The organism is Pantoea hericii (assembly GCF_014155795.1).
Classification (GTDB): Bacteria; Pseudomonadota; Gammaproteobacteria; order Enterobacterales; family Enterobacteriaceae; genus Pantoea; species Pantoea eucalypti.
On the sequence record NZ_SCKV01000001.1, the window covers coordinates 260,005 to 282,422 of the forward strand.

General features: G+C 52.5%; 21 protein-coding genes and 1 riboswitch. Of the genes, 16 read left to right on the plus strand and 5 right to left on the minus strand.

Annotated elements, in window-relative coordinates; translation table 11 throughout:
• The first annotated feature begins 8 nt into the window (after positions 1–8).
• The 10 genes from mdtD to H7K52_RS01210 all read left to right on the plus strand — a co-directional run bounded on the left by mdtD (position 9) and on the right by H7K52_RS01210 (position 12,247).
• On the plus strand, positions 9–1,415 hold the full coding sequence (mdtD, locus tag H7K52_RS01165) for an MFS transporter (protein ID WP_140916245.1): 1,407 nt from the start codon (positions 9–11) through the stop codon (positions 1,413–1,415).
• The gene (gene baeS, locus H7K52_RS01170; protein ID WP_004571269.1) at positions 1,412–2,800 is read left to right on the plus strand and encodes an envelope stress sensor histidine kinase BaeS; all 1,389 of its coding nucleotides are present in this window, start codon (positions 1,412–1,414) and stop codon (positions 2,798–2,800) included. The genes mdtD and baeS overlap by 4 nt, the downstream gene beginning before the upstream one ends.
• A gap of 6 nt (positions 2,801–2,806) precedes the next feature.
• Entirely contained in the window at positions 2,807–3,514 is a 708-nt protein-coding gene (gene baeR / locus H7K52_RS01175; RefSeq protein WP_004571268.1) for an envelope stress response regulator BaeR, read from the plus strand.
• Between the two features lie 120 nt (positions 3,515–3,634).
• Complete coding sequence (gene trhP / locus H7K52_RS01180) at positions 3,635–5,017, plus strand: prephenate-dependent tRNA uridine(34) hydroxylase TrhP (RefSeq protein WP_110411246.1); 1,383 nt, start codon at positions 3,635–3,637, stop codon at positions 5,015–5,017.
• Between the two features lie 222 nt (positions 5,018–5,239).
• A complete protein-coding gene (yegS, locus tag H7K52_RS01185; RefSeq protein ID WP_004571266.1) occupies positions 5,240–6,139 on the plus strand; it encodes a lipid kinase YegS in 900 nt (299 codons plus the stop codon).
• Between the two features lie 206 nt (positions 6,140–6,345).
• Positions 6,346–7,560: a D-mannonate dehydratase ManD gene (gene manD / locus H7K52_RS01190; protein WP_182629542.1), complete on the plus strand. Its 1,215-nt coding sequence runs from the start codon at positions 6,346–6,348 to the stop codon at positions 7,558–7,560.
• Positions 7,561–7,570: 10 nt separating this feature from the next.
• On the plus strand, positions 7,571–8,581 hold the full coding sequence (locus H7K52_RS01195) for a Zn-dependent oxidoreductase (RefSeq protein ID WP_110411245.1): 1,011 nt from the start codon (positions 7,571–7,573) through the stop codon (positions 8,579–8,581).
• A gap of 80 nt (positions 8,582–8,661) precedes the next feature.
• The gene (locus H7K52_RS01200) at positions 8,662–9,945 is read left to right on the plus strand and encodes an MFS transporter (protein ID WP_004571263.1); all 1,284 of its coding nucleotides are present in this window, start codon (positions 8,662–8,664) and stop codon (positions 9,943–9,945) included.
• Between the two features lie 67 nt (positions 9,946–10,012).
• Positions 10,013–11,473 carry a mannitol dehydrogenase family protein gene (locus H7K52_RS01205; RefSeq protein WP_008926101.1) on the plus strand — a complete coding sequence of 487 codons (1,461 nt, stop codon included), beginning with the start codon at positions 10,013–10,015 and terminating at the stop codon, positions 11,471–11,473.
• 87 nt (positions 11,474–11,560) lie between these two features.
• Positions 11,561–12,247: a GntR family transcriptional regulator gene (locus tag H7K52_RS01210; protein WP_004571261.1), complete on the plus strand. Its 687-nt coding sequence runs from the start codon at positions 11,561–11,563 to the stop codon at positions 12,245–12,247.
• Between the two features lie 51 nt (positions 12,248–12,298).
• On the opposite strand, the gene thiD is transcribed toward H7K52_RS01210, so the two are convergent.
• Positions 12,299–13,099 (minus strand): bifunctional hydroxymethylpyrimidine kinase/phosphomethylpyrimidine kinase, encoded by an 801-nt coding sequence (gene thiD / locus H7K52_RS01215; protein ID WP_008926102.1) that lies wholly within the window; start codon positions 13,097–13,099, stop codon positions 12,299–12,301.
• The gene (thiM, locus tag H7K52_RS01220; protein WP_008926103.1) at positions 13,086–13,883 is read right to left on the minus strand and encodes a hydroxyethylthiazole kinase; all 798 of its coding nucleotides are present in this window, start codon (positions 13,881–13,883) and stop codon (positions 13,086–13,088) included. The genes thiD and thiM overlap by 14 nt, the downstream gene beginning before the upstream one ends.
• Positions 13,884–13,917: 34 nt before the next feature.
• Positions 13,918–14,014: riboswitch (TPP riboswitch) on the minus strand.
• Positions 14,015–14,470: 456 nt separating this feature from the next.
• Between thiM and H7K52_RS01225 the strand changes: the two genes are divergently transcribed.
• The 6 genes from H7K52_RS01225 (at position 14,471) to H7K52_RS01250 (ending at position 19,557) form a co-directional block, all read left to right on the plus strand.
• Positions 14,471–14,722, plus strand: coding sequence for a hypothetical protein (locus H7K52_RS01225; protein ID WP_182629543.1), 252 nt, complete (start codon positions 14,471–14,473; stop codon positions 14,720–14,722).
• 1,249 nt (positions 14,723–15,971) lie between these two features.
• Positions 15,972–16,340: a hypothetical protein gene (locus H7K52_RS01230; protein WP_182629544.1), complete on the plus strand. Its 369-nt coding sequence runs from the start codon at positions 15,972–15,974 to the stop codon at positions 16,338–16,340.
• Positions 16,337–16,804, plus strand: coding sequence for a hypothetical protein (locus H7K52_RS01235; RefSeq protein ID WP_182629545.1), 468 nt, complete (start codon positions 16,337–16,339; stop codon positions 16,802–16,804). Before H7K52_RS01230 ends, H7K52_RS01235 begins: the two co-directional genes overlap by 4 nt.
• Positions 16,805–16,821: 17 nt before the next feature.
• On the plus strand, positions 16,822–17,238 hold the full coding sequence (locus H7K52_RS01240) for an endonuclease domain-containing protein (protein ID WP_182629546.1): 417 nt from the start codon (positions 16,822–16,824) through the stop codon (positions 17,236–17,238).
• Between the two features lie 444 nt (positions 17,239–17,682).
• Complete coding sequence (locus H7K52_RS01245) at positions 17,683–18,759, plus strand: primase-helicase family protein (RefSeq protein ID WP_259400567.1); 1,077 nt, start codon at positions 17,683–17,685, stop codon at positions 18,757–18,759.
• Between the two features lie 372 nt (positions 18,760–19,131).
• Complete coding sequence (locus tag H7K52_RS01250) at positions 19,132–19,557, plus strand: hypothetical protein (RefSeq protein ID WP_182629547.1); 426 nt, start codon at positions 19,132–19,134, stop codon at positions 19,555–19,557.
• 7 nt (positions 19,558–19,564) lie between these two features.
• Here H7K52_RS01250 and H7K52_RS01255 read toward each other — a convergent pair whose 3' ends face one another.
• The 3 genes from H7K52_RS01255 to H7K52_RS01265 form a co-directional block, all read right to left on the minus strand.
• On the minus strand, positions 19,565–20,302 hold the full coding sequence (locus H7K52_RS01255; RefSeq protein WP_310736368.1) for a recombinase family protein: 738 nt from the start codon (positions 20,300–20,302) through the stop codon (positions 19,565–19,567).
• 401 nt (positions 20,303–20,703) lie between these two features.
• Positions 20,704–21,720, minus strand: coding sequence for a Shedu immune nuclease family protein (locus H7K52_RS01260; protein WP_182629549.1), 1,017 nt, complete (start codon positions 21,718–21,720; stop codon positions 20,704–20,706).
• A 2-nt stretch (positions 21,721–21,722) separates the two neighbouring features.
• A complete protein-coding gene (locus tag H7K52_RS01265) occupies positions 21,723–22,055 on the minus strand; it encodes a hypothetical protein (protein ID WP_182629550.1) in 333 nt (110 codons plus the stop codon).
• Positions 22,056–22,418: the final 363 nt, after the last annotated feature.

Here is a 22,418-nt window from a genome sequence, read left to right on the forward strand (position 1 = left end):
GGGGATCGATGACTACGCAAAGCACTAACGTCCGCTGGCAACTGTGGATCGTTGCCATCGGCTTCTTTATGCAGACGCTGGATACCACCATCGTCAATACCGCGATCCCATCGATGGCGCACGATCTGGGAGTCAGTCCGCTGCACATGCACTCGGTGATCGTCTATTACGTGCTGACGGTGGCGGTGATGCTGCCGGTCAGTGGCTGGCTGGCGGATCGTTTTGGCGTGCGCAACGTTTTCTTCTGCGCGATTCTGCTGTTCAGTATCGGCTCGCTGCTGTGCGCCATGTCCGGCACGCTGGATCAGCTGGTGCTGTCGCGCGTGGTTCAGGGGATTGGCGGCGCCATGATGGTCCCCGTGGGTCGCCTGACGGTGATGAAAATCGTGCCGCGTGAGCAATATATGTCCGCCATGACCTTTGTCACCCTGCCCGGCCAGATTGGCCCGCTGCTGGGTCCGGCACTGGGCGGTGTGTTAGTAGAGTACGCCAGCTGGCACTGGATCTTTCTCATCAATATTCCGGTCGGCATCGCCGGCGCTATCGCCACTCTGATGCTGATGCCCAACTACAGCATGCAGACGCGGCGCTTTGATTTCGCCGGGTTTATCCTGCTGGCCGCTGGCATGGCAACCCTGACACTGGCGCTGGATGGCCAGCGCAGCAGTGGTGGCTCACCGCTGTTACTGGGTGCCATGATTCTCGTTGGCCTGTTCTCTCTGCTCTTCTACCTGATACATGCACGCGGCAATGATAATGCGCTGTTCAGCCTGAAACTGTTTGATAACCGCGTTTATGCCATTGGTCTGCTGGGCAGTTTTACCGGCCGCATCGGCAGCGGCATGCTGCCCTTTATGACCCCTATTTTTCTGCAGATTGGCATGGGCTACAGCCCGTTTCACGCCGGTCTGATGATGATTTCAATGGTGCTGGGGAATATGGGGATGAAGCGCATAGTGGTGCGCATCGTCAATCTTTACGGCTACCGCAACGTGCTGGTGATGTCGACGGTGGCGCTGGCGCTGGTGGTCCTGCTGTTCCCCCTGGTGGCGCTCATGGGTTGGGTCTGGCTACTGCCGCTGGTGCTGTTTCTGCAGGGCATGGTCAATGCCATTCGCTTCTCTTCAATGAATACCCTGACGCTGAAGGAGCTGCCCGATGAGCTGGCATCCAGCGGCAACAGCCTGTTGTCGATGATTATGCAGCTGTCGATGAGTGTTGGCGTCACCGTCGCCGGGCTGTTGCTGGGCGCATTTGCTCATGAAAACATGGCGAACAGCACCGCGAATCACTCAATGTTTATTTATACCTACCTTTGCATGTCGCTGATTATTCTTCTGCCCGCGCTGGTGTTCTGGCGCGTTCCGCCACAGACGAATGCCAACGTTGATTTGCGACGCCGGAGAGAAAAATGAGAGTTAACCTGCGACTGGGCATCGGTGCCAAACTGTTTATGGCGATTTTCGCTACCTGCATGCTGGTCCTGATCACCATGCACTGGGGCGTTCGGATGAGTTTCGAGCACGGCTTTGTCGACTACATTAAACGCGGCAACGAGCAGCGGTTGAACCTGCTCAGCGATGCCCTCGCCGATCAGTATGAGCAGCACGGCAACTGGGATTTCTTGCGCCATAACGATCGGCTGGTCTTTACCATGCTGCGCTCGCTGGAGCAGAATCCCGACAGCAACAGCCAGCTACCGCCGCACGGCTGGCGGACCCAGTTCTGGATCCTCGACCAGCAGTATAAAGTGCTGGCCGGACCAAAATCGCCGGTGCCACCCGAAGGCACACGACGCAACATCACCACCAGCAACAATAAAGTGGTCGGCTGGGTGATCGGCTCGCCGCCGGAGCGGCTGACGCGCAGCACGGACATTAACTTTGATCAACAGCAGCGGCGGACCAGCTGGATTATCGTGGGGCTTTCAACGCTGCTGGCGGCACTGGCGACCTGGCTGATGGCGCGCGGTCTGCTGGCGCCGGTCAAGCGACTGGTCGACGGCACCCATCATCTGGCGGCCGGTAATTTTGCTACCCGCGTGGAGGTCAGCAGCCGGGATGAGCTGGGCCAGCTGGCCGGTGACTTTAACCTGCTTGCCAGCTCGCTGGAGAAAAACGAGAGCATGCGGCGCGCTTTTATGGCCGACATCTCCCATGAGCTGCGCACGCCGCTGGCGATCCTGCGTGGTGAACTGGAAGCGATGCAGGATGGGGTGCGCAAACTGACGCCGGAAGCGATCGCCTCGCTGCAGAGCGAGGTGGTGGTGCTGACCAAGCTGGTGGACGATCTGCACCAGCTGTCGCTGTCGGATGAGGGTGCCCTTGCCTACCGCAAACAGGCCACCGATCTGGTTCAGTTGCTGGAGGTGACGGCGGGCAGCTTTGCCGAGCGCTATCGCGCACACGGCCTGACGCTGAAACTGAATCTGCCCGAAAACGCCCCGTTCTTTGGCGATCCCGACCGGCTGATGCAGTTATTCACCAACCTTCTTGAGAACAGCCTGCGCTACACCGACAGCGGTGGCCGCGTTGAAGTGACACTGAAGTATGAAGCGCCCCACTGGTGCATCGATTTTGATGACAGCGCACCTGGCGTGGATAAAGAACATCAGGTGCAGATTTTTGAGCGTTTCTTCCGCACCGAAGGCTCGCGCAACCGCGCCAGCGGCGGCTCGGGTCTGGGACTGGCCATCTGTAAAAATATCGCTGATGCACATGGTGGCGATATTCATGCGTCGCACTCTGATTTAGGTGGACTGAAAATCGCGCTACACTTGCGCTATGTTCCCCTTGTGTAAACGCTTATGAGCCAGGAAAACCACGACCCGCTGATTCTGGTGGTCGAAGATGAGCCGAAACTGGCGCAGCTGATGATCGATTATCTGCACGCCTCAAACTACCGTACCCATCACATCGCCGACGGCAACGCGGTGCTGGAGTATGTGCGTCAGACGCCACCCGACCTGATGCTGCTGGATTTAATGCTGCCTGGCACCGATGGCTTAACGCTTTGCCGTGAAATCCGCCGTCATTCCGAGCTGCCGATTATTATGGTTACCGCTCGTACCGAGGAGATCGATCGGCTGCTGGGATTAGAGCTGGGCGCGGATGACTACATCTGCAAACCCTTCAGTCCGCGTGAAGTGGTCGCACGGGTCAAAACGATTCTGCGCCGGGTCAGGCGTTCAGCGGAAGAGCCGCAAAGCGCCTCGTTGCTGCGGGTCGACGAAAGCCGCTTCTTCGCCAGCTGGCGCGAAAAGCCACTGGATCTAACTCCGGCGGAATTCCGCCTGCTGAAAACGTTGTCGCTGGAACCGGGCAAGGTCTTTTCACGTGAACAGCTGCTCAACCATCTTTATGATGACTACCGCGTGGTCACGGATCGCACCATCGACAGCCATATCAAGAATCTGCGGCGGAAGCTGGAGAACCTCGACAGTGAGCAACCTTTTATCCGCGCCGTTTACGGGATGGGCTATCGCTGGGAAGCCGATGCCTGTCATTTGATCTAGTTTGATCCCGATCAATTTACTTCCCTTTTCTCACTGCCTACAATTCCGCACCCTTTGCAGGGCTTAATGGTCCTGCACCTGTCGCCTGAAGCGACATACTGACCTGACATCAGTGAGAAGATCATGAAACCCGAACTGCTTTCCCCTGCTGGCACGCTAAAAAACATGCGTTACGCCTTTGCTTATGGGGCCGATGCCGTCTATGCCGGCCAGCCGCGCTATAGCCTGCGGGTGCGCAATAACGAATTTACTCACGAAAATCTTGCGCTGGGCATCAATGAAGCGCACGCGCTGGGCAAAAAATTCTATGTGGTGGTGAACATTGCACCGCATAACGCCAAGCTGAAAACCTTTATTCGCGACCTGACGCCGGTGGTGGAGATGCAGCCTGACGCGCTGATCATGTCCGATCCCGGTCTTATCATGCTGGTGCGCGAGGCTTTTCCGACGATGCCGATTCACCTGTCGGTGCAGGCCAATGCGGTCAACTGGGCCACGGTAAAATTCTGGCAGCAGATGGGGCTGAGCCGGGTAATCCTGTCACGCGAGTTATCGCTGGAGGAGATTGGCGAGATCCGCCAGCAGGTGCCGGAGATGGAGCTGGAAGTCTTCGTTCATGGCGCGCTCTGTATGGCCTATTCCGGTCGCTGCCTGCTGTCAGGCTATATGAACAAGCGCGACCCGAATCAGGGCACCTGCACCAATGCCTGCCGCTGGGAATATAAAGTGCAGGAAGGCCAGCAGGATGAGGTGGGGAATATCGTCGGTATTCACACGCCTGTCGCAGTGCAGGATGTCACGCCTGTGCTGGGCATCGGTCAGCCTACCGACAAGGTGTTTCTGCTGGAAGAGAAGATGAAACCTGGCGAAGTGATGAGCGCGTTCGAAGATGAGCATGGCACCTATATCATGAACTCGCGGGATCTGCGCGCGGTCGCGCATGTTGAACGGCTCAGCGAGATGGGCGTTCATTCGCTGAAAATCGAGGGGCGTACCAAGTCCTATTACTACTGCGCCCGCACCGCCCAGGTGTATCGCCGGGCGATTGATGATGCCGCTGCCGGGAAGCCGTTTGATCCGTCACTGCTGTTAACGCTGGAAGGTCTGGCCCATCGCGGCTATACCGAAGGCTTCCTGCGCCGCCACACGCATGACAGTTATCAGAATTATCAGCAGGGTTTTTCCGTGTCCGATCGCCAGCAATTCGTCGGCGAATTTACCGGCGAGCGTCGGGGTGAGTGGGCTGAAGTGGCGGTGAAGAACAAGTTTATGCTGCACGACAGCGTGGAGATCATGACGCCCGAAGGAAACCTGAATTGCCAGCTTGATGCGCTGCAGAACGCGCGCGGCGAACCCACAGAGGTTGCGCCGGGCGATGGCCATCGTGTCTGGTTGCGGGTGCCGCAGGAAGTCGATCTGCGTTTTGCACTGCTGCTGCGCAACTTCGATCATGGTGAAGATACCCGGGATCCACATAATCGTTTACCAACGGAAACATTTTGAGGAAATCAGAACAGGATCACAGACCCCTGTTCAGCGCTGCTTTATAGTCCTGCCTGCTGCTAATGAGTAACAACAAACGGCAGATTTACCTGGAACCACCTCATTTACCCGCCCGGCTCCCCCGTGCGGGTTTTCTTTTTTCTCTCTTTCGCCAATTATTTACTGCTGGCAGCTATGTTATAAATTCCCCTTCTTACTCTGTAGATCTTCAAGGAACGCAAAATGGATAATAAACCGCTAACGCTACTCATTCTGAATGGGAAAGGCGCGGGCAATGATGATCTGCGCGAAGCCATTACTGCCCTTCGTGAAGAAGGCTTCGATATTGCGGTGCGTGTCACTTTTGAAAAAGGTGATGGCGACAGGTACGTCAAAGAGGCGATTGCGCTGCAGGCGGAGACGGTGGTAGCAGGTGGTGGCGATGGCACCATCAACGAAATCGCGACGGCGCTGGCGGCATCGAATGCCGATCATCGCCCGGTGCTGGGCATCCTGCCGCTGGGAACGGCCAATGATTTTGCCACCAGCGTGGGCATCCCGGAAGAGATGGAACCGGCATTACGCCTGGCGATCCAGGGCAAAGCCAGCACCATCGACCTGGCCAGAGTGAACCAGGATCACTACTTCATTAACATGGCGACGGGTGGATTTGGCACCCGCATCACCACGGAAACCCCGGAAAAGCTAAAGTCGGCACTGGGCGGTGTTTCCTATTTTATTCACGGCCTGATGCGCATGGATACGCTGAAACCTGATACCTGCGAGATCAGCGGTCCCGATTTCAACTGGCAGGGTGATGCGCTGGTCATTGGTATTGGTAATGGACGTCAGGCGGGCGGTGGTCAGCGACTCTGCCCTTCGGCCCTGATTAACGATGGCCGGCTGGACGTCAGCATTGTCACCGCACAGGAGCTGCTGCCGACCCTGTTGCACTCACTGACGGGCGACGATGACAATCCGGGCATCGTCACCGCACAGCTGGAGTCACTGACCATCCGTTCTCCGCATGAAATGACCTTTAACCTTGATGGCGAGCCGCTTTCAGGACGGGAATTCGTGATTGAGGTGATGGCAGGCGCATTAAGCTGTCGCCTGCCACCACAGTGTGAACTCCTTTCCTGAGCCTGATTCAGGGGGCGAAAGCCCCCTTTTAATGCCGGTCTGAATCTCTGTTTGTAAAAAACACCTCTTTCATTCCCTTTTTTGCCGCGCCTGGGTACCCCTGAAAACACTCTGTGACTGGGTTCACAACTCTGTCAGACCAACTTGTATGGTAGTATTAAAGTGCGTACTTTTTCATCATTGAACGCTGACTGAAAGGCACCAGGATGAAAATTGTTAAGGCGGAAGTATTTGTAACCTGCGCAGGCAGAAACTTTGTCACTCTAAAAATCACCACCGATCAGGGACTGACCGGCATTGGCGACGCCACGCTGAATGGCCGTGAATTACCGGTCGCCTCCTACCTGAAAGATCACATCTGTCCGCAGCTGATTGGCCGCGATGCCCATCAGATCGAAGATATCTGGCAATATTTCTACAAAGGCGCTTACTGGCGTCGCGGTCCGGTGACCATGTCCGCTATCTCTGCGGTCGATATGGCACTGTGGGATATCAAAGGTAAAGCCGCCAATATGCCGCTTTACCAGTTGCTGGGTGGTGCCTCACGCACTGGCGTTATGGTCTATTGCCACACCACTGGCCATTCCATTGATGAAGTGATGGATGACTACGCGAAACACAAAGAGCGGGGCTTCAAAGCGATTCGCGCCCAGTGCGGCGTGCCGGGCATGAAAACCACCTATGGGATGGCGAAAGGCAAAGGCCAGGCTTACGAGCCGGCAACCAAAGGTCACTGGCCGGAAGAGCAGTTCTGGTCAACCGAGAAATACCTCGATTTCACGCCGAAACTCTTTGCGGCTATCCGCGACAAATTTGGTTTCGATGAGCATCTGCTGCATGACATGCACCATCGCCTGACACCGATTGAAGCCGCGCGTTTTGGCAAGAGCGTGGAAGATTATCGCCTGTTCTGGATGGAAGATCCGACACCCGCCGAAAACCAGGAATGCTTCCGTCTGATCCGCCAGCACACCGTCACGCCGATTGCGGTGGGCGAAGTGTTTAACAGCATCTGGGATTGTAAGCAGCTGATTGAAGAGCAGCTGATCGACTACATCCGCACCACCATCACACATGCGGGCGGCATTAGCGGTATGCGACGTATCGCTGATTTTGCCTCGCTCTATCAGGTGCGCACCGGCTCCCACGGTCCTTCAGATCTCTCCCCGATTTGCATGGCGGCGGCACTGCACTTTGACCTCTGGGTGCCGAACTTCGGCGTGCAGGAGTACATGGGCTTCTCTGAACAGATGATGGAGCTATTTGACGCAAACTGGACCTTTGATCAGGGCTATATGCATCCCGGCGACAAACCGGGCCTTGGCATAGAGTTCAACGAGAAACTGGCTGCGAAATATCCCTATGAACCTGCCTATCTGCCGGTCGCCCGTCTTGAAGATGGCACCCTGTGGAACTGGTAAGGAGAAACTCATGAAAAGTGTTGTTATTGAACAGCCAGGCGAACTGGTGATAGCTGAACGTCCACTGCCACAACCGGCGGCAGGTGAAGTCCGGGTCAAAGTGGCCTATGCCAGTATCTGCGGTTCGGATGTGCATATCTGGCACGGCCATAACCCGTTCGCGAAATATCCTCGGGTTATTGGTCACGAATTTTTTGGTGTGATCGATGCGGTAGGTGCGGGAGTCGATGCGGCCCGACTGGGTCAGCGCGTGGCGGTCGATCCGGTGGTGAGCTGCGGCAGCTGCTATCCCTGCTCAGTAGGCCGCCCCAATGTCTGTACCACACTGCAGGTGATTGGCGTGCATCGCGACGGCGGCTTCAGCGACTATGCGCTGGCCCCGGCAAAAAATGCCTGGGAGTTGCCGGACGCCATCCCCGACAAGCTTGCCAGCCTGGTTGAGCCCTTTACTATCGCAGCCAACATCACGGCGTTTCTTAAGCCGCAGCCAGACGATGTCGCCCTGATTTATGGCGCCGGACCAATGGGGCTTACCGCGATTCAGGTGCTGAAAAACGTCTATAAAGTGAAAAAAGTGATGGTAGTGGATCGTCTGCCGGAACGCCTGGCGCTGGCTGAAGAGAGTGGTGCCGATCAGCTGTTCGATAACAGCGAAATCCCACTGGCAGCACAGCTTGAGGGCGTCCAGCCCACGCTGATTATCGACGCCGCCTGCCATCCCGCTATTCTGGCAGAAGCCGCCGCGCTCGCCTCACCGGCCGCGCGTATCGGTCTGCTGGGATTCTCCGGCGAACCGTGCAGCATTACTCAGCAGAGCCTGACCAGCAAAGAGCTGTCGCTGTTTACCTCGCGTCTCAACAGCAACCGCTTTCCACAGGTGATCGCGTGGATGGAACAAGGCTTGATCCAGCCAGAGAAACTCGTGACGCACTACTTCCCGCTGCAGGAGATTGAACGCGCGATGAGCCTGTTCGAAAAAGATCCGCGCACCTGCTGCAAAGTGATCCTGCAAATGGGTTAACTCCCGCTGAACACCAGGTCTCCTTCGCCGGTGCGTACCCGCCGGCCTGATTAAAAAAGAAAACAGATCACGGAGTTTGTATGTTCAAGAATCTGCGCTGGACCCTCGTTTTGCTGCTCTTCCTGGTTTACATGATCAACTACCTCGATCGTGTTGCCCTCTCACTGACGGTGCCGCTGGTGGAGAAAGATCTGGCGATCAATGCTGAGCAGTTCGGCATGATTTTCGGCAGCTTCTTTTTCGGCTATGCCCTGTTTAACTTTGTCGGCGGCCTCGCCACTGACCGCTTTGGCCCGAAAATCGTGCTGGCCGTGGCGGTGGGTGCCTGGTCCATTTTCTGCGGCATGACCGCACTGGCGACCGGCTTCTGGTCGCTGCTGATTCTGCGTGTGCTATTCGGCATGGCGGAAGGCCCAATCTGCTCCTCAGCCAACAAAGCCATTAACGGCTGGTTCCCGAAAAAACAGGCCGCAACAGCGATGGGCTTACTGAGTGCCGGCTCACCTTTGGGTGGTGCCGTCGCCGGTCCGATCATTGGCTATCTTGCTCTGGCCTATGGCTGGCGTCCGGCGTTTGTGATCGTCTGCTGTATCGGTCTGGTCTGGATGGCGTTCTGGCTCTTCTTTGCCGCTGATAACCCGGCAAAAAGCAAAATTGTCACCGAAAAAGAGCGTCTGCTGATTGATCGCCTGAAAGCCACCAATCCGAATGATGAGGTTGACCTGGCTGAAACGCCGCATCCGTTTGGCTACTACCTGCGCCAGCCGATTATCCTGGTCACGGCGTTTGCCTTCTTCTGCTACAACTACATCCTGTTCTTCTTCCTGAGCTGGTTCCCGGCCTATCTGGTGCAGGCGCACGGCCTGGATATCAAATCCATGAGCATCACCACCATGATCCCGTGGATAGTCGGATTCGTTGGTCTGGCGCTGGGTGGCTGGATCTCCGATAAAATCTTCAATATCACCGGCAAACTGTTGTTGTCCCGTAAAATTGTGCTGGTTGTCTCACTGCTGGCAGCCGCAATTTGTGTGGCACTGGCGGGTACGATAAAAGAAGTGGTTCCCGCCGTTATGATGATGTCGGTGTCGATTTTCTTTCTCTATATCACCGGCGCGATCTACTGGGCGATTATTCAGGATGTGGTACACAAGAGTCGTATCGGCAGCATCAGCGGCTTTATCCATCTGGTGGGTAGCCTCTCCGGCATCATCGGGCCGATCGTCACCGGCTTTATTGTCCAGCACACCGGTAAATTCGATAGCGCCTTTGTACTGGCGGGTTGTGTCGCCGCGCTGGGGGCTTTCCTGGTGCTGTTCGTGATTCGCAGTCCGAAATCCCAGGATAAACCGGTTTCGGTCTGAGTGTTGTTCCGCTAACAGAACGATGATTTCGGGGCGCCATGCGCCCCGTTTGCCATAAGGACGGAGTATGTTACAGATTGATCGCCTGCCCGCTGAGGTCCAGCGCCCCACTTACGACCGCAGCAATTTAAAGACTCGCATGGTACATATTGGTTTTGGTGCGTTTCACCGCGCGCATCAGGCACTCTGCAGCGATAAGCTGGCTGAACAGGGCAGTGACTGGGGCTACTGCGAAGTTAACCTCAACAGCGGCAATCTGATTCAGGCTCTGCGTGAGCAAAATCTGCTCTATACCCTGACAGAGATGGCCGATGACTCACTGCAAACCCGGGTCATTGGCGTGATTACTCAGGCGCTGCACGGCAAAAGTGATGGGATTGAGGCGGTGATCAACGCAATGAGTCAGCCAGAGGTGGCCATTGTCTCTATGACCGTCACCGAGAAAGGCTATTGCCATCAGCCCGCCAGTGGAAATTTAAACCCCGATCATCCTGACATCGTGCACGATCTGCAGAATCCAGACTCGCCTCGCTCGCTGCCGGGTCTGATTCTGGCCGCGATTCGCCGCCGGCGGAAGCAGGATCTGCCTGCGTTCAGCGTCATGTCCTGCGACAACATGCCGGAAAATGGTCACGTCATCCGTAATGTGATTGTGCAGCTGGCACAGTATCAGGATCCGGCGCTGGCAGACTACATTCAGCAGCACATCACCTTCCCCTCCACCATGGTGGATCGCATCGTTCCGGCCATGACCGATGCGGCATTTGCCGCGCTGAACGCGCGCCTGGGTTGCAGCGATCCCGTTGCGGTTGAAGCGGAACCCTTCTTCCAGTGGGTGATCGAAGATAACTTCGTTAATGGTCGTCCGGCGTGGGAAAAAGCAGGCGCAGAGCTGGTCAGCGATGTCCTGCCCTATGAAGAGATGAAACTGCGGATGTTGAATGGCAGCCACTCTTTCCTGGCCTATCTTGGCTTCCTGGCCGGTTATGAGTACATCAGCGACTGCATGGCCGATCCTCATTTCCGCGCCGCCGCCCGTTCACTGATGGTGGATGAGCAAGCCCCGACGCTGCGCACTCAGGGCGTGGATCTCAATGCATACGCCGATTCGCTGATTGCCCGTTATGAAAACCGTGCGATTAAACATCGCACCGGACAGATTGCCACTGACGGCACCCAGAAGCTGCCACAACGTATGCTTGATAGCCTGCGCTGGCACCTGCAGCGCGGCAGCGACTGCGACCTGCTGCTGCTGGGCGTGGCGGGCTGGATGCGCTATGTCGGCGGCATTGATGAGAAGGGTCAGCCGATTGAGATTCGTGATCCGATGAAAGCGCAACTGGCAGAATGCGTCGCCAGCAGCGAAGAGGGTGAAGCGCGTGTTCGGGCGTTACTCTCCATGCGCGAAGTGTTTGGCGACGATCTGGCGCAGAATGCCGATGTGGTCGGCCGACTGACCGCCTGGTATAACAAACTGACCGCTCAGGGCGCGCGCACGACGGTGCATCAGTCTCTCAACCGCAGCTAAAAGGGCTGGCGCAGACGCAGCGCGCTGATTAGACTGGCACTTTCCCATCGCGCTGGCTTTTGCCAGCCGTAATATGGATATTGCTGCATGTCGATCGCCTATACCATTACGACCAGCGAACCGGTAAATCAGCAGATTTACCGGTATCTGCGCAAAGATATTGTCACCTGCGCAATTCAGCCAGGCTCGCTGCTTTCTGAAAAGGAAGTGTCCGCGCGCTTCAACGTCTCACGCCAGCCGGTGCGCGAAGCGTTCATCAAGCTGGCTGAAGCCGGACTGGTACAGGTATTGCCGCAGCGCGGCACCTTTGTGCGCAAAATCTCCGCTAAGCGGGTAGCGGATGGCCGCTTTATCCGTGAAGCGGTGGAAGTGTCGGTGGTTCGTCGTGCGGCGCTGGAGATAGACGATTCGTCGCTGATGGCGCTGGAACATAACCTGCAGCTGCAGCGCATGGCTGCTGAGCGCCATGACAGCCAGGCTTTTCTTACGCTGGACGATGAGTTTCATCGCCTGATCGCTGAAAGTATCGACTGCAAGCTGGCCTGGGAGACGGTGGAGAACATCAAAGCGGCAATGGACCGCGTGCGCTTTCTGACGCTGAGTGAAGTCTCGCCGCCAGAAAAGCTGATTGAGCAGCATGAAGAGATTTTTGCCGCGCTCAAGGGCCATGACGACAATGCCGCCGAAGCGGCGATGCGTCGCCACCTGCAGGAGATGATCTTCTCAATCACCCCCATTGCCGAGCGTAACAGCGCCTGGTTTGAAGCACCCTAATCGCTCATCACCCGCACCGCCTGAATTTCAGGCCGGTGCGGGTCTTCGCCGTCACCACCATTGATGAAAATGGTGAACCGGCCCGATGCCCTTCCCGACCTCCAGCGTATCTGCCATTAACAACGCCTGTTGTAACCAGTTTTTGGCTTCCCCAATCGTCTCTGCCCAGTCAGCATGACGCGGACGCAACGCGGCTAAGGCGGCCGACAGCGTGCAGCCGGTGCCATGGGTGTGACGGGTGTTGACGCGAGACGTGCTGAATCGCTGCTCAGTGGAATGCGTGATCAGCCAGTCCGGGCTCTCTGCCGCCGTAAGATGTCCGCCTTTCATCAGCACAGCCTGACAGCCCAGCGCCAGCAATGCCCGTCCCTGCTCGCGCATCTCCGCCTCATCGCTGGCGACAGCACAGTTGAGCAACGCCGCCGCTTCCGGCAGATTCGGTGTGATCAACGAGACCTGCGGCAATAACAGCTCACGTACGCTGGCCACGGCGTCTGGCGAGAGCAGCGCATCGCCACTTTTTGCGACCATCACTGTATCCAGTACCACAAACGGGATATCAGCCTTTCTCAGCCGGGCAGCAACCTGCTCTACGATAGCCGTTTCTGACAGCATGCCAATTTTTGCGCTGTCGATGCGCACATCACTCAGCACCGAATCGAGCTGGGCGGCAACAAAGTCAGGTGCAATCCGGTAAACAGACTGCACGCCTTGCGTGTTTTGTGCCACCAGCGCGGTTATGACGCTGGTGCCATAGGCGCCCAGAGCCGAGAAAGTTTTCAGATCGGCCTGAATGCCTGCCCCGCCGCTGGGATCGGTACCGGCAATCGTCAGGGCATTAATGCGCTTCATTGCCGACCTCCAGCGTCCAGAGGGCATCAATAAACGCGGTGGCAAAACTGCCCGGCCCGGCAGCCTGCGCCGCTGCCTTTTCCCCCGCCAGGGCCATGAACTGACAGGCGGCCGCGACATTCATTAGACGATCACCAGGCAGACTGCTGAAGCCCGCTACCACGGCGGAGAGTGCACAGCCGGTGCCCACCACCCGTGTCATTAACGGGCTGCCACCGCTTATGGCGAGGATCCGCTGACCATCCGTGGCGTAGTCCACTTCACCGGTGACGATCACCAGCGTTTTCCAGGTCTCAGCGAGTTGCTGTGCTGCATCAATTGCCGCATCCGCCTGATGCAGTGTATCAACGCCCCGCCCGCCACTGGCCTGCTGTGCCAGCGCCAGAATCTCTGATGCATTGCCGCGGATCACCGCCGGTTGCTGACTCAATAACTGCTGACAGAAGTCACTGCGCAGCGTCAGCGCGCCGACCGCAACCGGATCGAGTGTCCAGGGTGTGCCCGCCAGATTAGCGGCAGTGATGGCAGCCTGCATCGCCTGCTGCCGTTCGCGGGTTAACGTGCCCACATTAATCAGCAGCGCATCGGCCAATTCACTGAACTCTGCGGCTTCTTCCGGATCGATCACCATCGCCGGTGAGGCATTAAGTGCCAGCAGTACATTGGCGGTGAAGTTCTGAACCACGTCATTGGTCATGCAGTGCACCAGCGGTGACTGACGGCGGAAAGTGTGCAGGATGGGCGCGAAGTGCGCGGCAGAAAGGTGTTGAGATTGATGTGTCATCGTAGCTCCCAACCGGCGAACAAGAAGGCGAATGCGGTCAGGCATCAGACTTCCCTACGCTGGCATTATCCAGATCAGGTAATACGGGTATTTCTCAGCCTTCACAAAGAAGGGCACCCCGAGTCTTTGAAGTAAATCTCTCATTACTTTTCACCAGCATACGGGAAGTGTCGCTTGCAAAGCAAGCTTGCCTGACCGCATTCGCCTTCTTGATCGCCGGAAACAGATAAAGCCACAATACCTCACCTTTGACCTCACATTTTACCACACCTTTGACCTCACCTAGGGATTATCCAGCAGGCAACAAAAAATCCGCCATAAAGACGGGTGTTTGTTGAAATGCTTCATTGTTGGTCGAAGCTGTAAGGATGTGTGGAAAAGAGGAATTATAATTTTCTGCTATCCAGTTGAGTTTAGATAGCTCAAAAAACCATCGGAATAACCTCATGTGGATTTATACAGTTTTTAGCATGTTTGGGTATTGAATTGTTCTCGCTTCGCCTTAACATAGAACACTACATATGGTGTAAAATTAATTTATCGGCACTATATGTAGTAACTTTATACCTCTACATAGGAAAATAATTATGGGCAATAACTCTAAGCAATCATCAAACAAACTAGGCTCTCTCGCTGCCAGCATTCTGAACGATCCGAATGCATCGGGGATTCAAAAGAAGCTGGCTGGTTCTGTGTTATCTCAGACACATACGCCAAAGCAAACCAGTGCTGAAATGGAACACATTGCCTCTCAAGTATTGAAAAATGGAAATTCAGCAGAAAACACCAAGATTCTGGCTGGCTCCGTCCTTTCGCAATCAGTGAAAGAGCGCAAGTGATAATCGGCGGGGAAACCCGCCTTCAATCTTTCCAATACATACTTTATGATAAAATACAATACAAACGATAAAAAATATTGACTTAGAAAAAGAAATATGCTACCCTACACCCGAAAACGCGAGCGATAGCGAGTGTTATAATCCATTTCTTTAAAAATACTCTATAGCTATGTTTCATGTAGTAGATGACTATCGAAGATAGGAGTCTAGGAATGGAACATAGCTAAAGAATATATCCCTTCCTGATAAGGATAAAGGGATAACATCATTGAATGGTTAGATGCATAACATTACTCTAATATCCACCAATGTTAGTTCTAACCTCTCTGATTTAACAGATGGAACACATTACAACTAGGAAAGCTTAAATTGACATCAATCTCAAGATTATCCCACTGGGAATACAAACCCATTAAGCCATTCCTTTAATCCTCTCTTACATCCTCAACACTGAACCTTAATTCAATCATTAATATCTTTAAAATCCCTTCTTGGGACGTCACAGAAGCTTTCTGACCCAACTGTATAATGATGCTCTGCTCACATTCTACCGCCCCACTAATTCCCCCACTCCGATAGTCCTGAATAATTTTAGCTTTGATTGAGAAAGAGTAAGGAGAACTCTAATAGCAGGCTTGTGTCCAGCACTGTGCAAAACTATTTGCCGTTAATAGTAAAAACTACCGGGACTCGCTCATCAACTTTGCAATGATTTTCCCAAGCTACTAGAAAAATTTATCAGTGGTGATCTCACGCATCTAAATCGTGCTGAATGGTTAGACTTACCGCAAGGTGCCTAAATCTATTTAATCCGCTTTAGTAAGAAACTTAGCCGCCATAGAGAAGCGAGGATTACAGAACGGCAGTCAACCAATCCACTACTCACCCTCGCAATAGACCCATACCGAACGAGACTTCAATAACAGACCTTACGATTTAAGTCAATATTTTTATCTTGACATTTTGTGCTAAATCTGTTATCATAAGATTGTAGGGTAAGCAAAGCGCGAGATACTTATCACAGAGTTTACTTCTTCCTATCAAGCTTTGAGCATCACAGGCCCAGCCGTGATCGCGTCACACAGCACCATTTCATAGCAAACCTTCACACACCAGTGAAACCCAAAATCTCCCACGCGATTGCCGCGCTCATTATCAAAACTGTCATCCAAGCAGTGTCTCCGTAATGAGCCGGAACATTCCTTTCGCGTGGGATTTTTTCATCTAAACAAAAGGAAATCTCATACAGATGAGTGACAAAGATCTGAACCTTATCGAGACGTGGCTACCTCGTTTCGACTACCACGTTTACCGTGACCGCCTACGTAGTCACAACCTACCGACAACCCCAACCCGTGTGGCCTTCCTGTATTGGGCTGAACAGAGGATGAAGCACTGCTTCACCTGGGAAGACTTCATTCAGGAATGGGACAACGGCAACCCGCACCGCGTGATCAATCAGTGGCTGGAATCGGGCCTTATTCAAAAGGACTTCTACAACGGCACCTGGTATTACGTCACCGAATACTCCGCAGACAGCAAATCCCCATTTACGTGTAAGAGCTGCAACCGCACGAACATCAAACGACTTTTAGAAATCAAGGAACAACAACAATGAAACCATTCTCACTACCACCAGCAGCAATCAAAGAAATCAAAGCCATCTACAAGGCAGAACGAGACGGATATGTTCACCAATACGTGCAGCGCCTTCTACGTGAACGTGTCGAGCTGACAGAACCCCACCCGATCAGTTTAGTGCGCCTGCAAGAGCACATCCTCAACGGATACCGCATCGCAGACCTGAGATCACAGGCTATCTTCATTCCGGGTAGCCCAATGATGCGAGTGGTATTAGATCGCCCTCAATCTGTCATCGATGCAGATCGTGCAGAGCTTATCACCCAAGCAGAAGCCGCATTAATGGACGAAATCACCGACGAGATCACAAAGGTTTATGAAACAGCTTATCGCGCTGAAATGGAAGCCAAAGCAGCAGAAGAAGCCGCAGCACTTCAGGCAGAAGCACCAACAATGCGCGAACGTATCCGTGCCGCACTATCAGAGATTGAGGTGGGCTAATGTTCAGTGAGTTTGCTATGAAAAAGAATCCTGAACGCCTGGCAACGGCGAAACGTGCACCCTATCGGGAAATGATGACAAAGGCACAGGGTGGCATTGACTGGATCACCGGGGCGCGTCTGCGCAAACCGATGATTGACCACGACCACAACACAGGACGTTGCCGCCTCATCCTGAACGCCAACACCAATACATTTGAGGGACGGCTCAACGCCCTACTGAGTGCCACGCTTGAGCGCCACGAGTGGAGTGCAGCCCTGTTTAACCGCCATCCAGACGTTTACGCCTCAGTGGTGGATCTCATCTGTGAGTTTTGGCCCTATCAGGCAAACTATGAGTTTATCCGTAGGGTGAGTCTGAGATTTGGCGTCTATTACAGCGCCGTATGGGAAGAAATGGGACACCTTAAGTATGAGGTAGTGAATGGAAGCTGATTTGCTCGAACTGGTGAGGCTTAACCTCATCGAGCTACGTTACACAGACGAAGGAACGCCAGTTATCTACCACATTGCAACCGACAGATTTCACTCCCTTCTCGACCTGCACCACCTCACATCATAGGTAATCAAATGAACAACACAGAACGCGGGATTCCACTTCGAATCCCCCAGGACTTACGCGCCGTTATTGACCAGCAGCGGGGCGATTTATCACAACAAGCTTTTATCCTGAAACAGCTTTATAACACTTTGGAGACTTCCCTTAATGCACGACAAGATCAGACCATTCGCCAGGCACCTTGAGTCAGAGGGCTACGGCTTTATTTCCCTGCCAAACGGCGTAAAGCTACGTAATACGCATACAGGTGCACGCATACAGGTGCAGATCACAGCCTTGAATCATTAGCACCAAAATACGTGCGATGGACACACGGCGAAGTGTGGAACCCCACCCACATCAATAAACTTTACCAGCTATTACCGTTCATCGAATCTATCGTATTTGACCCGGCAATGCCGCAGGGTTTCAACGGTAACACGATCAACACATACCGGACGTTTACGCCAGCGCGTGACGCAGCTACTGATCTGACTCTCTGGCACGAATACACGGAACGCCTCTACCCGGACGAGGCAGACCGCCGCGCCGTGTTCAGTTGGCTGGCGCACATCTTCCAGCACCCGGAGCAGCGCCCAACGTGGCATATCGTTTCGCCATCCGATACCGGAACGGGGAAAGGGTTTCTATTCCAGCAGGTGTTATCTCCCTTGCTGGCAGACCAGACGAAGCATTACAGCAGCTATACCCAACTTACTGAGAAGCACAATGAAAGCCTGAGCAATAACCTGATCATAGTGTTCGATGACCCGCCACAGGCGTCCAAGCGTGTAGCTGAGAGCCTTAAATCAATCCAGACGGAGCCAACGGTAGACATTCGCCCATTGTATGAGGGCGCACGTAAGGTGCGCACATACGCCAGGTTTATTACGTTCAGCAACAACGATCATCCAATTGACGTGGAAGCCAACGACCGCCGCCACTATGTCACCAGAAAGATGCACCACAAGATCGACGGAGACGAGACGGCGACTTTCATCGCGCAGCTTGCTTGCTGGTTAGAAGCCGGAGGATTGGAAGCGGTTCACCGCTGGTTTATGGAGTATGACCTGTCAGAGTTCAACCCATACCGACCACCGTTTAGCGCGGAGCTGGAGATCCTGAAACAGGCAAGCATCAGCCCGGAACACCACGAGGCCGAAGCCTTTACCGAAGAAAGAAAGGTATTTACGTTCGACGTTTTCCGCGATAGTTGTCCGGCATTCTCACGCCAGAATGAGGCCAGCGATTGGCTGAAGGAACACGGTTACACCGCAGATAGACTTTTCAGGAATGGCCCACACAAGAACGTGCCGAACATCACCAAAGGTGCGCTGTGGTATCCCGCCAACTGGACGAAGGAACAAGCCTCAGAATGGTATCTGTCACACATTCATCATCTGGAGATTGCCGCTTAGCCGGGACTAATGCCATTTCAGCCGGGACTAAATATTTAGCCACGTCCAGATTCAGCCCTTGTGCCATAAGGGTTAGACGGGACAGACGGGACTAAAGTCTATACTTCTTATTATCTTTGGACTGATCATTTCCGGGACTCTCCGGAGATGGGCATCTCACGCAAGCAAACTTTCCCCGCGAAAGTGCCGCTACGCTTAACAACCCTTCATTCAAAAGTTTTATTCAATACCGGCGTTTCATACCACAGCTTGACAAGTGGTATGACCAGTGGTATGACCAGTAGATGGTTTTAATTTTAATAATCAACAGGTGCAACTAATCCACGGCATACAGCCGATGCATCAGATCACCGCAGACTTACAGGAGGCCATTTGGCAGCTAACAAACGATACAAAAAGAACCTGGATACCTTCCTTGCAGATCCCGCAAGAAATGAACGCATCAGCGCCATCAGGAGCGATTTAAACCGTATAGACAAGACAAACACACAGGAAGCAACAAGCGTTGCTGAAAAGGCCAGACAGAAGCTAATACCGTGTCCCCGCCGTATTGACGGGACACCTCTCATAGAATATGCATCGGGCTACCTGATTCATCAGGATGACTTTGAGGATTACGTAAGCGGTGCGCGTCAGCTACCCACGGACAAACGTCAGCAGGTGGACGCAGAGAGCATCACTGAGAGTTGGGAATGGTTTATTGTGAAATGGCGAACAGCCTGGACACTTGAGAATTGGGATTTTAATGTATGGCCTTGCACTCTGGCAGATGATTTAAGACAGGTGCACCACCCATAGGAGAGGGTTACGCCCTCTTCTCGATCCGCATCACCTGAGTTGCAGTCCACTCGCCACCGCGACGAGTCTTAATCCCTTTCCCGTTCAGGTAGTCAGCAACCGCCTGTAATGTCTCAGCGCCACGCGCACGGGCCGCAAGGATGTTATCCGCGACAGTAGCGGCGAACGCATCAGCCTTAGCTTTACGCACCACCACAGAAGCACCACGGTTAGCGCCGGAGGCATTCACCTTTTGAATATTGTCGCTCCACGTCTTCACCTTCTCTTGTGCCACCGTATCGCCACCAGCGGCACGGGTTTTGAGTGCCTGTAATGCCGCTTTGGTTCGGCTCTTGATGAAGTCGCGCTCTTGCTCAGCCAGCGCCGCGAACAAATGGATCTGGAAGTTATCAGCACCGGGCATAGTTGCCACCAGAACAGAAACAATCTCCATCACTGTAGCCACATCCTTAACGGAACGGCTCAGCCTGTCCACCTTAGCCACCAGTAGGCCAGCGCCAGTGCGTTTACAGTGTTCCAGTGCAGCGCGTAAGCCGGGACGCTCCATCGGGGCCAGCGCCCCAGACACGCCTACATCCTCATACTCACCAACTACACACCAGCCACCAGCAGCAACAGCCGTTGTAATGTAGTCCTCTTGGGCTTCCATACCTAAGCCGCTCTTGCCTTGCTTTTCAGTCGAAACACGCTTGTATGTGATCACGTTCATCTGTGGCTCCCTCCTCTCGTTGTCGTTGAGATGCATTTTACATTTAACTTTTACATTTATCTACCGCACGGGTGCTATATGTAATATTTATAGGTTAAGCAAAAACTGTCAAAAAGACTTCATTAATCGATAGTAACTATCAGATATTTGAACGGCATCAGAGCCAGGTTTTAGGGCGGGGAGAAATTTCGTATTAAGTAGTCAGAAAGTGACAGTTACAGGCAACACTAAACGACACCTGAGCTTGCGGCGTGGAAATTTAGAAATTGGGTTGCAGAGGGGGTCGTCAAAATTTTCCGGTAATCGCAGGTAGTATGAATTAGGTGTGAGGGAGTGAAGAACATGTTTAAAAATTTAAATACAATTGAGTCGCCTTATCAGGAAAAATGAAATTTTCTATAGAACTAAAGGCATAATAACTTTAAGATGCAAAGAAATTACTCACGAAGAACTAGCGTTGATGTTAGTTTGTCTTCAATCACCTCAGCACTTTTAACAATATATCGTGATCTTTCAAGCAACTCATCATAAAAGAGTATATCGATATTTTTCAAATTCCTACGATATAGCTCTAAGGTTTTCCTTTTTATTGCTTTTTCTTTATCCGTTCCTTCGATTGAAGAAAGAGATCCTATGATAAGAATGCATTCAGCATCAAATGTTTCTTCGCGAATCAAATTACCATCAGCAGTATAATTACGAGTTTGACTTTCAATTTCCCAATTGGCTTTCTGTGCAATAATTTGACTCACTGCATCCGTTAATTCACCTGATAAAAACCAAGTGTCAGACCTACCCTGACGTTTCGTGAAAAGTTTCGTAGTTGGGGTTTTTAGCTCAACTATTTTAGTATACCGGGAATCTGACATTAGAAAATCAGCGATAACATCATTTGCGCCATTTAGATCAGTCTTTGATACATGGGCTTCGCGTTGTAATATCTTAAGGTATTTATATGTCAGCCCATAACCAAAAATCCACTCATTACGTTCAAAGAATTTTTGCCAATCAGGCTCATTGTATTGATCTGAATCCTTCAGCATATCTTCATATTCTGCCAAGGAATCTTTTCTACCAAGGATGGTATTAATATCATTGTGGGTTAACTTCTTGCTAACCAGATGCTGTAGGGCCATGATCAAGGATGCATTATCTGTATTTTCCAGGATATTAATCACTTCCTGATAATTACCTTTAACTTCAACAAAGCGTCCAGTTGACAACGATTTATGATCACAGATAATACTATATTTCGAAAGGTGATGATGTAACTCGCGTAAATTTTGAACATCCAATTTGCAGGTAAATCTTGAAGCACCTGTAGTCGAGCATAAAGCATAAAAGTTTGCTGATAAATCCGCTACATTCTTTTCACAAGAATCAAGACCAGAGATATTCAACATTAACTCATTATTATGATCACTTCCAATAAGATAAGAGTGATTGAGACTCATGACTACACCTTAGCAATAACATTCAAGTAGTAATCAGATTCAGGTCTGTATTTATCATCAATTGGAAAGTCAGGCTCACTGCTCAAAATTACAACATCAGTGATTGACTCTATATCAAATTGGCGAAACTCGGGGAAATTAACTTCACTATCTGTTACACCCGCAGTCTGAACTATGTGCAGCTTGGTAGTTTCAACGCCATCAGATTTTCGACGAAGTATATAAATTGCATGCACATTACCTATACGCTCTCCTCTCACCTTGCCGGGCTTATTGTATTGAAAAGATATGGGCTTACGGCTGAGAACAGACTCTCTTAAAAGCTTTAGACTCATTTCAACATCCCTTTGCAGTTGGTAGATAACAGTGTTTTTTTGGGAGATATCTTATTGACCATACGAACATATCCAAATTCCATCAAACGTGTCAATGTATTTCGAATAATTTCTGCTCAAGAAATTTCATTCACCAACTCATGAGCCCTATTCATCTATCAGAGATTCGATGAACCGCCGCTGCTGTTCAGATAATTCCCAACCATCAAGTGGCAATTTTTCTTCCTCACTCTCCTCTTCTTTCACATTATCATCCATAACACACTACTCCAAAAGAGAAAACAGGCACCAGCCATTAACATCCATGCAGTTCTACGAGTCATGTTACATACCACTATTGATAGTATTAATCGATCAATATTA

Bases quoted from the DNA above. Each gene is read 5' to 3' on its own strand.
- baeS (WP_004571269.1), top strand. From the start codon at position 1,412: ATGAGAGTTAACCTGCGACTGGGCATCGGTGCCAAACTGTTTATGGCG.
- H7K52_RS01200 (WP_004571263.1), top strand. From the start codon at position 8,662: ATGTTCAAGAATCTGCGCTGGACCCTCGTTTTGCTGCTCTTCCTGGTT.
- H7K52_RS01195 (WP_110411245.1), top strand. From the start codon at position 7,571: ATGAAAAGTGTTGTTATTGAACAGCCAGGCGAACTGGTGATAGCTGAA.
- yegS (WP_004571266.1), top strand. From the start codon at position 5,240: ATGGATAATAAACCGCTAACGCTACTCATTCTGAATGGGAAAGGCGCG.
- mdtD (WP_140916245.1), top strand. From the start codon at position 9: ATGACTACGCAAAGCACTAACGTCCGCTGGCAACTGTGGATCGTTGCC.
- thiM (WP_008926103.1), bottom strand. From the start codon at position 13,883: ATGACACATCAATCTCAACACCTTTCTGCCGCGCACTTCGCGCCCATC.
- H7K52_RS01235 (WP_182629545.1), top strand. From the start codon at position 16,337: ATGAAACCATTCTCACTACCACCAGCAGCAATCAAAGAAATCAAAGCC.
- H7K52_RS01225 (WP_182629543.1), top strand. From the start codon at position 14,471: ATGGGCAATAACTCTAAGCAATCATCAAACAAACTAGGCTCTCTCGCT.
- thiD (WP_008926102.1), bottom strand. From the start codon at position 13,099: ATGAAGCGCATTAATGCCCTGACGATTGCCGGTACCGATCCCAGCGGC.
- H7K52_RS01230 (WP_182629544.1), top strand. From the start codon at position 15,972: ATGAGTGACAAAGATCTGAACCTTATCGAGACGTGGCTACCTCGTTTC.
- H7K52_RS01205 (WP_008926101.1), top strand. From the start codon at position 10,013: ATGTTACAGATTGATCGCCTGCCCGCTGAGGTCCAGCGCCCCACTTAC.
- baeR (WP_004571268.1), top strand. From the start codon at position 2,807: ATGAGCCAGGAAAACCACGACCCGCTGATTCTGGTGGTCGAAGATGAG.
- H7K52_RS01260 (WP_182629549.1), bottom strand. From the start codon at position 21,720: ATGAGTCTCAATCACTCTTATCTTATTGGAAGTGATCATAATAATGAG.
- H7K52_RS01265 (WP_182629550.1), bottom strand. From the start codon at position 22,055: ATGAGTCTAAAGCTTTTAAGAGAGTCTGTTCTCAGCCGTAAGCCCATA.
- H7K52_RS01255 (WP_310736368.1), bottom strand. From the start codon at position 20,302: ATGCATCTCAACGACAACGAGAGGAGGGAGCCACAGATGAACGTGATC.
- manD (WP_182629542.1), top strand. From the start codon at position 6,346: ATGAAAATTGTTAAGGCGGAAGTATTTGTAACCTGCGCAGGCAGAAAC.
- H7K52_RS01210 (WP_004571261.1), top strand. From the start codon at position 11,561: ATGTCGATCGCCTATACCATTACGACCAGCGAACCGGTAAATCAGCAG.
- H7K52_RS01240 (WP_182629546.1), top strand. From the start codon at position 16,822: ATGAAAAAGAATCCTGAACGCCTGGCAACGGCGAAACGTGCACCCTAT.